The sequence below is a fragment of the Listeria rocourtiae subsp. hofi genome, from assembly GCF_963575615.1.
Taxonomy (GTDB): Bacteria; Bacillota; Bacilli; order Lactobacillales; family Listeriaceae; genus Listeria_A; species Listeria_A hofi.
This window is the reverse complement of sequence record NZ_CAUYTL010000055.1, coordinates 1-10,757: the sequence shown is the minus strand read 5'-3', so window position 1 is coordinate 10,757 and position 10,757 is coordinate 1. Positions and strand designations below refer to the sequence as shown.

Genomic DNA, 10,757 nt, shown 5'->3' with positions numbered 1-10,757 from the left:
GTACTTATTTCTATATACATATAAAGAGGATGGAACATCCGTTGATTTGTAGATCAACTTTTGTCCCATCCTCTTTTCATATTATCTTTTAAAGTAAACCGCATAATCGCAGTCCTTTTTCAATTCCGTCACTATTGTTATCCGCGGTCACAAACTCGGCTTTCAATTTAAGCTCAGGTACCGCATTCCCCATTGCAATTGCGTGATCCACAGCCTCAAACATCTCCAAATCATTCATGCCATCTCCAAACGCGTATGTGGGAACATCCTCAAAACCCATGACTTCTAGTAACTTAGCAATACCTTGTGCTTTTGAACCACCTTTTGGCACTACATCATTACTAAACGGTGTATTCCGTACAAATTGAAAATAAGGAAAACGCTCTGGAAAATAATCATCTCCATGCTCCAACAGTAGCAACAACATATAAATTGGTTCATTCAGATAAAGCTCCACATCCACATCCGGCGATTCCTCACCTAAATAACGATAATGCTTCTCCATTACCTCATTTTGTGCCGTCCCACAAATTTTTGCCTCCGTATAAAAAGCCATTTCGACATTTTGCGACTTAGCTCCGTTATGTAACGCTTTAATCTCGTCCACATCAATTGGATTCGTATATACCTCTTTCCCATCATACAAAACATACTGACCATTCATCGCAATTACAGAAGTCATCTCCGTTACCTCAAGCACCTGCTCAATCTCACATAACGTCCGTCCTGTCGCAATAATCGGCATAATATTTTTTGCGCGTAATTTCTGTAAAGCCTTCACCGAACTCGTTGCCACCATAGAATCAACCGTCAATAAAGTCCCATCTAAATCAAAAAAACAAATCGCTGCTGGTTTCAATTCAACAACTCCTTTCTCCAAACAATCTATTACTCCACAATACCATATTTCAGTCATCGTGTATTCCGATTGCAAATAAAAAGTTGGCACCCAACACTTGGACACCAACTCTTCATCATTACAAATTACTATAATAGACATCGCCAATTTTTAGCATCGCGCTAATAGTATTGTACTTCTCGTCACCGATATGAATCTTCTCTTCTTCTTCTTGATAATGAATTGGCATTGACAAGATTGCTTCCTTATCCTGTTCAAAATAATGAGGATCCAACCCTAGCTTTTCAGTTATATTCACTATGTATTTATTGAATTTCGCATTACTTATAACCTTACCATTCAAAATCGCTTCTGCTGTACCTTGCGAAAAATGAGTAGCCTTCGCAAAAGAGCGTTTCGTGAAACCGTTCAATCTTATATATAAATTGATATTCTCTGCAATTCTTTTCTTTTCTAATCTATTCATTGTTTTTTCCTCCCGTATTGGGTTTGTCTATATTGCTAGTATGCCCGAGGAAAATGAGAATACGATTAAAACTGGGTAGTATTATGGTAATAAATTAAGAAAAGCTTCAACGGCACTAAAATCAACCGTTAAAGCTAGAATAGAAGGCGGTAAATACAATTCAACACATAGATTTCATGCGTACTTGCTCCACATATTAATATATCTATCTTTAAATTTCCAAGCCCTCCAAATAATCTAAAACCAGCGCTGTTCCGTCTTTTCCTTGTCGCACACATTCCGACAACTCCACACCATCAAATGATGCTCCCCCAGCAAAAATACCAGGATACGCCTGACGAAACTCATCTAAAATCGCCGCTTTTCGTTGCAAATGCCCCACAGTATATTGCGGTATACTATTTCGCCAGCGTGTGACCATCGTATACTCTGGAGCCTGATTAATCGTCATAATTCGATTCAAATCATTCAAAACGGTCTCTTCAATCGCTTTATCCGCTAAATCAACAATCGATTCTTCTTTCCTACGACCAATGAACGCACGCAACAATATTTTGTCATCAGGAACCGTATGTGGCCATTTTCGGTGAATCCACGAACAAGCTGTCATCGAAAAATCTTCATTTCGCGACACAACAAATCCACTTCCCTTAATGTCCCGCTCAATAGCATCCTTCGGAAAAATCATCCCAACAGACGCCACGCTCGCCGCTGGAATCTCACCAATTTCCTCAAAAACTGCATTCTCTCGGAACATCGGAATAATTTCGTGATATGGCAACGCAATAAAAATACTGTCGGCCTGCAACTTCTCCTGATTGGATATCGTTAACTCATAGCCGCGCGCTCGTTTTAAAATCTTTTGCACTCGCTTTCCTTTTTTCACTATTTTTGTAGAAAGTTCTTTTTCTAGCGCCTCCACAATCGTTGTTAAACCATCTCTTAGCGTCAAAAAGGTTGATTCTGAAGCTTGCTTTGCCGTCGTTTTATTATACATAGCGCGAATCCCCTTAATCAGACTTCCATGCTCACGCTCCAGCCGTAAAAAATGCTCACCAGTCGCCTCCGCACTCATCTCATTCAAATCACCTGCATAAATTCCCGACATTAATGGCTCCAACACATTATCAACCATTTCGTCACCAACACGTGCCCTCAAAAAGGCACCCAGAGACATATCTTCACCGTTCACTTGTTGCTTTCCCAAAAACAAATCGCCAAGCACACGTAGCTTGCCACTCGCAGAAAGCAATCTAGACTTAAGAAATGGACGATATCGCGCCGGAATTCCCATGATTGATCCACGTGGAATCGCATGGAGATCCTGTTTTGCGAGAACATAATTATCTCCCGTTGCATTTTCTACCAACTGATCTTCCAGCCCTAAATCCTGTACTAAAGTCTGCATTTCTGGCTTCCGCCTCAAAAATGAATCAGGGCCACGCTCAATAACATACCCATCACGCCTAACGGTTTCAATCTTTCCCCCAACTCTTGTCCCCGCTTCCAGCAAAACCAATTCATAATCCAACCGCTGTTTTTCAAGCTCCCTTTTTAAGTAAAACGTGCTCGACAATCCTGTAATTCCGCCACCAATCACAACTATTTTTTTCTTGACCACAGGAAACACTCACCTTTTAGTTAAATTTATCTCTATTTATTCCAACTTTTCCAAACGACCGTCGCCAATACATCTAAAAATTCTTGATCATCATTTGGCATCGGTGGACGGTGATAGACCGCTCCAATGTCATCAGTCACCACTTTACACTCATAATCATTATCATATAACACTTCCAAATGCTCCGCTACAAATCCAACTGGTGTATAAATAAAATGCTTGTAGCCGTGCGCCGCAAACAAAGTACGCGTCAAGTCCTGCACATCAGGCCCAAGCCAAGGCGTCCCCGTTTTGCCCTCACTTTGCCAACCTAATGCATAGTGTGGTATATCCACTTGGTCAAAAATCAATTTCGCTGTCTCCGCCAACTGATCTGGGTATGGATCACCATGCTCCTTAATCTTCTCCGGCAAACTATGCGCCGAAACAATAAGCACCGTCTGATCTAACTCATCTTTCGGAATCGCAACAGCATTAATCCGTTTCGTCCACATCTCAATAAATTTCGGTTCATCATACCAACTATCGATTGTCTGAATCACTGGCCCACTAATCTCTTCCGTCTTTTTAAGAGCCCTCCCATTATACTCCTTCACACTGAAACTAGAATAGTGTGGTGCCAAAATAATCGAAATCGCTTCTTCCAAACCATCATTTTTCATTTCTTGTACCGCATCTTCAATAAACGGTTCAATGTGCTTCAGTCCAATATATGCCTTAAATTCAATATCCGATTGCATGCCATTCAGTGTCTCCGCCAGTCCAAACGCTTGTGCCTGCGTAATCTTAGCAAGTGGAGAAAGCCCACCAATCGCGTGATACCGAGAACGAAGATCATCAATCAAATCCTGACTTGGCGTACGTCCATGCCGAATATCTGTATAATAACGCTCAATATCCTCATCTTTATAAGGCGTTCCATATGCCATTACCAACAATCCAACTTTCCTGCTCACTGCTCTCCACCCCTTAGTAAAATTGCACTTCTCTCATGTACAAACGTCGTTAATTCCTTCAACATGTCAGGCTGCACCTCTGGAAAAACACCATGCCCTAAATTAAAAATAAAGCCAGGTTCCTGCGTTCCCTCTGCTAAAATAAGATTTGCCTGATCCAAACATTTTTCGCGCGCCAAAAGTAGCGAAGGATCCAAGTTCCCCTGCAACGCCTTGCCACCAGCTCTCATTCTAGCATCCGCAATAGACATCCGCCAGTCTACACCAACCACATCCACATCTAAATCGCGCCACTCAGGCAACAAATGCGTCGCGCCAACTGCTTGCATAATAACAGGTGTCAGAGGGCTTTCCTTCTTCACTGCTGTTATAATTTGCGCAATACCAGGTTTAATATATGTATGGTAGTCCGCGGCACTAAGCGCACCAACCCACGAATCAAAAATTTGAACAGCGCTAACCCCAGCTTTAATCTGTGCTAACAAATAATCCGCCGTCATCACCGCTAATTTGTGCATCAACATATGCCATTCCGCCTCATGCGTATACATAAATGCCTTCGTTTGATGGTACGTTTTGGACGGCCCCCCTTCAATCATGTAACTTGCAAGCGTAAACGGTGCCCCAGCAAAACCAATCAGTGGTACAGTGAGCTGTTCCTCCGTTAACAAACGAATTGTATCCAACACATACGGTACATGCTCATCGGCTTGAAACGACGTCAATCGCTCAACATCCTTACCAGTCTGAATCGGATTCGCAATTACCGGCCCAATCCCACTCTTAATCTCCACATCCACACCCATACCAGGAAGTGGCGTCATAATATCTTTATAAAGAATAGCCGCATCCACACCATATTGCTCGACAGGAAGGCGCGTCACATAAGCACATAGCTCCGGCTGATGCGTAATTTCAAATAATGAATACTTTTCCTTTAGCTTGCGGTATTCTGGCTGTGAGCGCCCTGCTTGTCGCATATACCAAACCGGAATCTGATTCACAGCTTCTTTTCTAGCGGCACGTAAAAATAAGTCATTCTCTAACTTCTTCATAAACAAAACCCCTTCATGTTCATTAAAGCACATAAATCCCTAGCGCACTTTATAATTATTACAATCTACAGCATACCAAAAAATCAATTTAAAAACCAGATAAGACACTCCATAACGTTTTATTTTTGCAGAAAGAGGAATATAGTTGTAGTATTTAGTTATGGAATAATTTATCCTGTTTTACATATTACTTATAGAAAGAAGGCCATTTTTATGAAATATGCGTATATCACAAGCGGAACTGAACACTTTCTTCGCCAAATTCTATCAGATAATCCAACCCGTAACATCCTACTGCTACAAAATTTTGGTGACTCCATCCTTTTAGAGGAAACAACCGAATCTACCGTTTTTAGAGAAGGAACAGCTTATCGAATCAATCAAAACTTTGGTGAAATAAAAGGCTATGGTACTGTAACATTCGAATATTTGTACCTGCGCTCAGAAGAAATTCCTATTTTTCAAAAATTATATCAATCGGTTGCCTTGACCTTACACGAAGCACGCGGTCTACAATGTATGCAACTACTACAATCCAGAACCGAAAACAAATACCTCATTATCACCTTCTGGGATAGTGGTGACGACTATCAACATTGGAAAACCGGTCGCGAACACAATAAAATCATGGAACATATTCGTAGCAATAGCTCACAAAGCGGTTTCTCACATGTTGATGTGTACCACTTTCCTGAATATTTCCATGATGAAAAATAATAAGCGTTTACAATCAAACATTAAAAAATACGTTGTTGAAACCCGTTTTCAACAACGTATTTTTCTTTTTCGTCTTATTGATAAATCCTTTTCACCCTATATGGCACGTATACGAATGTAAACACCGCCACAAAAGCCAAGTTCACCGCTAATATAATCACGCCACCAATCGAACCATTCTGCGCAATTCCCACAATCCCAAACAACAACGCCTGGGCTAAAAGCAAAATCCGCAAGAAATGAATAAACGAGCGCCGTCTAAAATGGTCATCAACGGGATAAAGCTTTAACATCACCTGTCCATCGAAATGGCGTAACATCGGAATAAACTGAAATCCAGTTAAATAAATAAACAAGAGCGAAAAAATAATATTAAGATAAAATCCTTGCACAAAGACAAGCAATAAGAATGCAATAACCGTCAAACGTACATAGAGCCCCATGAATTCATTTGTTCTTACAAAAGTTCGGCTCCACAAATATGCAAATGACTTCTCTTTGGCATACGGAATCGGGCGATACAAGAAATCTAGATACGCACGACGACGCACTGTTCCTTTTAAGTGTGGAACATCCGTAAACAAATTCGCCAGACGATAGAACCTATTCATCCGCGCTTCTTCCTTATCAATCAAATATTCCCAACGAATCGTCAACCCCACCGTTTTGCGCTTCATCCACACATAACTCACTAGAAGTACGACTAGCGTCACCGGTATCGACCAAATCAAATTAAATGCCAGTACCAAATAAATCAACGCTGCACTCACCACAATTCGCGTAAATAACCACGTCGTATCAGCATTTTCAAGCTTCATAGATTCCCATTGAAAATACACATTCCACAACTTAATCAAAAGCATTACGAGCAACAACGGGAAAAATCTCGAAAAACTAAACCCAGTTACAACAGCATACATTGGCATACACGCAGCTAAAACTAAAATAAAGATATAAATCTGCATCCAAAAACTAGCCACATTTGCCTTTTTGAAATACTGATTCATCGCTTTTTCCTGAACAATCAAATACACCGCATCCGGCCGTTTAAGCAATGTGTTAATCGTTGTCACTGCAATTGCCGCTGTCAGCAAAATCACCATCAAAGGAATCGCTGGAAAAACAGGCGTCAGCGTCTTCACCCAGCCAGAATACGAGTAAACAAACGCCCCCACACCAATAATCAGTACGAAAAGCAAGTGATCATTTAACATATAGCGCATATATCGGCTGACTTCTTCCATATAACTACCAAAACGCTTCTTAAATAAACCTACCGCATCAAACTTCATCGGCCTGCTCTTCTTCCCTAGTTAATTGTACGTAAATCTCGTCTAACGAAGCTCCTGGCATTTCAAAATCCGCCTGCAAATCAGCAAGTGTTCCCTGCGCGCGAATAATTCCGTCATGTAAAATAATAAAGCTATCACAATACTTCTCGGCCGTTGCTAAAATATGCGTCGACATCAAAATGCTTGCACCTGTATCCTTCATCTCTTCAATCCACTGCAACAGTGACTGAATACCAAGCGGGTCAAGCCCCACGAATGGCTCATCGATAATATACAAGTTCGGCTCAATCAAAAACGCCGACATAATCATTACCTTTTGCTTCATTCCTTTTGAAAAATGGGCAGGAAACCAGTTCAGCTTCTTCTCCAAACGAAATTCTTTTAGCAAAGGTACCATCCGAGTATTCATTTCCTCTTCCGTCAAACCATAAGCCATCGCTGTAAGCTCCAAATGTTCTTTTAGCGTCAACTCCTCATATAGAACCGGCGTTTCCGGAATATAAGCAAACTGCTTGCGATATTCCTCCGTATTTTCCGTCAACGTATGCCCATTAATCGTTATTGTGCCTTGCTTCTGTTGCATCAATCCTGTAATATGCTTAATCGTCGTACTTTTACCAGCGCCATTCAAACCAATCAATCCAACAATTTGACGCTCCTCAATTGTAAAGGAAATATCTTTTAAAACTGGGCGTTTCGTATAGCCTCCAGTTAAATTATGAACCTCTACTAAAGCCATATTATCACTCCTATTATCCATCTTATTGTCCCTATAATAGCATAGTTAATACCGTTTTCGCTATAAATTAACTAATTCCAGTTTGTTTCACGCATGCGTTTTGCGCGATTTTATGGTACATTAGATACAGAAGAGAGTGAATTTATTCGGAGGTGTCTATTTCAATATGGATGATTGTATTTTCTGCAAAATAGTAAACGGCGAGATTCCTTCAGCTAAAGTTTATGAAGATGACAAAGTGTATGCTTTTCTTGATTTAGGGCAAGTAACAGAAGGCCACACGCTCGTTATCCCAAAACAACATGCACGCAATATTTTTGACCTACCAGAAGAAACAGCAGCAGAAATTTTTCAGCGTGTTCCTAAGATTGCAGCAGGACTCAAAAAAGCTTTACCATTAAAAGGACTTAATATTTTGAATAACAATGAAGAAATCGCATCACAAAGCGTCTTTCATTTTCATATTCACCTTATTCCCCGCTATAAAAATAAAGATGATTTCGGCTTGAAGTGGGCGGACAATGCCAATTGGTATTCCAAAGAAGCCTTCCAAGAACTAGCTGACAAAATTGCCAAAGAAGTCTAAAGGAGTGTTAACTATGAATACAAAATCTGTCTTACTCGGCGTACTCATCGGAGGTATTACAAGCGCTGCAACAGCACTGATTCTAGCACCTAAATCCGGTCGTGAAATACGCCAAGATATCGCTTCTAAATCAGGCGAAGCAAGTGTAATCTTAAAAGAGCTAGCCTATAACGCAACAGACCTGTTCCAATCCGTTCAAGTTCTAAGTAAAGAAGGCACAACTTTATTGAAAGATTTATCAACAGACATTAAAGAATCAGTAGCCAATTGGAATGAAGAAATGGAACCTGAAAAAGCTCGTCTAAAAGAGGAAATTAAAGATATGCAAAAAACAATCTCAGACTTAGAAAAAACATTAAAAAAAGACAAAAAAGAAACCAAATAACTTAAAAGACGTAAACTGTTCTCCCGCAGAGCATTTACGTCTTTTTTAATCGTAAAGAATCATCATTTGACACAAATTATTCACAGCCTATTGTTTATTATTTAGAAAAAGGTTGAAAAAAAATGCTACAGGGACTACAATACTAAAGTGATCAGTGAGTCTGGATGTTTTGGATAATTATTCTTACTGTGAATCACATATTTTCTTATGTAGATGGAGGATTAGTTATCCATGCGTTGTTTAAAAACAATTAATGTGGAGCGAAAAGATGAATATAACCGCGTCTTTTTTAAATCCAGCTTAATTTCACTCGCCGTTATGTGCGTCCTAGTTTTAATTGAAAATTTGGCTTTTCCTGGTCAATTTGTGATGATTTTTGAATTACCTACGTTCATTGCCTTACTTTTATTGTACCCAATTCACAAATGTCTTCACTTACTCGCGTTATTACCCTATCGTAATGGCCTGCAAATGCGCTTTAAAAGCCATTTTTATATCTTGCCATGTTTACAAATGCGAGTAAAGCGTGTTATTCCAAAATGGCGTTATATTGTAGCACTTGCTTTGCCGTTTATTGTAATTTCAGTGTTATTAATCGTTGCCATGATAGTGACACCTGTACTCCACTCGCCTCTTTTTCTTATTTTGATTGCGATTCATGCAGGAATGTGCTATCCAGATTTCATTCATATTAGAAATATCATTGGAACACCAAAACATACTTTTGTAGAAGATGCTGATCGTGGTTTTTCGGTGCTTGTGTCAGAAGAGTAAGGAGGAATTCAGTGTTACTTTATGTTCTATACGCCGCTTTTGGGATTATCGCTTTATTTGCTTTTAATTTTCTAGTCGAACGATATGCGACAAAACAAGATTTTAATCCAAAACAATGCCAATTATTTTACCGGGTTGTAAATATTGCAGTACTGTTACTTCTTTTTTCAGCAACATTTGAAGGAGTTATGCTATCCTAGCCCAGAGAAGCCCTAGACAAAATTAGAAATAGATTAGATTTTTGACATTTTACTTTATTGCTAACCATTATGTGGTATGATAAGGGTGTAGTTAAACCAGAACTTATTTTAAACTTTTGAGGAGCGTGTATTAGTTAATGAAGAAGAAATTAGTATTAGGTATGGTATCAATGGTGGGTCTATTCAGCTTAGCAGCTTGCGGGAACTCTGCGAATGACGCCGTTGTTGAAACGAAAGCCGGAGATGTAACACAACAAGAACTTTACGATGCAATGAAAGATAAAGTCGGCGATCAATACGTGTCGCAATTAGCAATGACTAAGATTTTAGAAGACAAATATAAAGTGACAGACAAAGAAATCGATGCAGCTTACAAGACTTTTGAAGACCAATATGGTGATCAACTTGCAAGCATGTTACAACAAAGTGGTTACACTGAGAAAACATTCAAGTCAGATTACCTGAAATTCGATCTTTTAAGCACAAAAGCAGCAGAAGCTTCTGTTGACACAAGCGATAAAGCATTAGAAGCATACTACAAAACTTGGAAACCAAATATTACTGTAGAACATATCTTAGTTGCTGATAAAGCAAAAGCTGACGATCTTCATAAGAAAGTAACAACTGGCGGTAACTTTGAAGAACTAGCAAAAGCTAACTCTACAGATACTGGTTCTGCTACACAAGGCGGTAAACTTGCTCCATTCGGTCCTGGTAAAATGTTGCCTGAATTCGAAAAAGCAGCTTACGCATTGAAAAACAAAGGTGATATCAGCCCAGTTATTAAAACAGACGCTGGTTACCACATCATCAAAATGTTAGATCACCCAGAAAAAACTACTTTTGAGAAAGACAAAGCACAAGTGAAGAAAGACTACTTGGCAACAAAAATAACTGCAGAAACAAAAACTGCCGCACTAGAAAAACTATACAAAAAAGCTGATGTTAAGATTGATGATAAAGATTTGAAAGACGCATTTAAACAATATGACGGTTCTGCGTCAACTGATGCATCAAAAAAATAACTATCAAAAGAGGATGGGACAAAAGTTGATCTACAAATCAACGGATGTTCCATCCTCTTTATATGTATATAGAAATAAGTAC

General features: G+C 39.5%; 13 protein-coding genes. 6 read left to right on the top strand and 7 right to left on the bottom strand.

The genetic code is table 11. The annotated features are described in order from the left end of the window. Window positions 1-88: 88 nt before the first annotated feature. The 5 genes from R8925_RS15070 to hemE all read right to left on the bottom strand — a co-directional run bounded on the left by R8925_RS15070 (window position 89) and on the right by hemE (window position 4,957). The gene (locus R8925_RS15070) at window positions 89-859 is read right to left on the bottom strand and encodes a Cof-type HAD-IIB family hydrolase (protein WP_430536611.1); all 771 of its coding nucleotides are present in this window, start codon (window positions 857-859) and stop codon (window positions 89-91) included. Between the two features lie 118 nt (window positions 860-977). Beyond that, window positions 978-1,325, bottom strand: coding sequence for a hypothetical protein (locus R8925_RS15065; protein ID WP_430536610.1), 348 nt, complete (start codon window positions 1,323-1,325; stop codon window positions 978-980). A 211-nt stretch (window positions 1,326-1,536) separates the two neighbouring features. Beyond that, a complete protein-coding gene (gene hemY / locus R8925_RS15060) occupies window positions 1,537-2,946 on the bottom strand; it encodes a protoporphyrinogen oxidase (protein WP_430536609.1) in 1,410 nt (469 codons plus the stop codon). 32 nt (window positions 2,947-2,978) lie between these two features. Continuing rightward, a complete protein-coding gene (gene hemH, locus R8925_RS15055) occupies window positions 2,979-3,902 on the bottom strand; it encodes a ferrochelatase (RefSeq protein ID WP_430536608.1) in 924 nt (307 codons plus the stop codon). Further along, complete coding sequence (gene hemE / locus R8925_RS15050) at window positions 3,899-4,957, bottom strand: uroporphyrinogen decarboxylase (protein ID WP_430536607.1); 1,059 nt, start codon at window positions 4,955-4,957, stop codon at window positions 3,899-3,901. Before hemE ends, hemH begins: the two co-directional genes overlap by 4 nt. 213 nt (window positions 4,958-5,170) lie before the next feature. Between hemE and R8925_RS15045 the strand changes: the two genes are divergently transcribed. Continuing rightward, on the top strand, window positions 5,171-5,674 hold the full coding sequence (locus tag R8925_RS15045) for an antibiotic biosynthesis monooxygenase family protein (RefSeq protein ID WP_430536606.1): 504 nt from the start codon (window positions 5,171-5,173) through the stop codon (window positions 5,672-5,674). A 74-nt stretch (window positions 5,675-5,748) separates the two neighbouring features. Here R8925_RS15045 and R8925_RS15040 read toward each other — a convergent pair whose 3' ends face one another. Further along, complete coding sequence (locus tag R8925_RS15040; protein ID WP_430536605.1) at window positions 5,749-6,966, bottom strand: ABC transporter permease; 1,218 nt, start codon at window positions 6,964-6,966, stop codon at window positions 5,749-5,751. Beyond that, window positions 6,956-7,705 (bottom strand): ABC transporter ATP-binding protein, encoded by a 750-nt coding sequence (locus R8925_RS15035; RefSeq protein ID WP_430536604.1) that lies wholly within the window; start codon window positions 7,703-7,705, stop codon window positions 6,956-6,958. Before R8925_RS15035 ends, R8925_RS15040 begins: the two co-directional genes overlap by 11 nt. Before the next feature lie 166 nt (window positions 7,706-7,871). Between R8925_RS15035 and R8925_RS15030 the strand changes: the two genes are divergently transcribed. The 5 genes from R8925_RS15030 (at window position 7,872) to R8925_RS15010 (ending at window position 10,675) form a co-directional block, all read left to right on the top strand. Then, a complete protein-coding gene (locus R8925_RS15030) occupies window positions 7,872-8,291 on the top strand; it encodes an HIT family protein (protein WP_430536603.1) in 420 nt (139 codons plus the stop codon). A 13-nt stretch (window positions 8,292-8,304) separates the two neighbouring features. Then, window positions 8,305-8,676 (top strand): YtxH domain-containing protein, encoded by a 372-nt coding sequence (locus tag R8925_RS15025; RefSeq protein ID WP_430536602.1) that lies wholly within the window; start codon window positions 8,305-8,307, stop codon window positions 8,674-8,676. Between the two features lie 231 nt (window positions 8,677-8,907). Continuing rightward, window positions 8,908-9,450, top strand: coding sequence for a DUF3267 domain-containing protein (locus R8925_RS15020; RefSeq protein WP_430536601.1), 543 nt, complete (start codon window positions 8,908-8,910; stop codon window positions 9,448-9,450). 11 nt (window positions 9,451-9,461) lie between these two features. Next, entirely contained in the window at window positions 9,462-9,650 is a 189-nt protein-coding gene (locus R8925_RS15015; protein ID WP_430536600.1) for a hypothetical protein, read from the top strand. A 137-nt stretch (window positions 9,651-9,787) separates the two neighbouring features. After that, window positions 9,788-10,675, top strand: a complete 888-nt coding sequence (locus tag R8925_RS15010; RefSeq protein WP_430536599.1) for a peptidylprolyl isomerase — start codon at window positions 9,788-9,790, stop codon at window positions 10,673-10,675. Window positions 10,676-10,757: the final 82 nt, after the last annotated feature.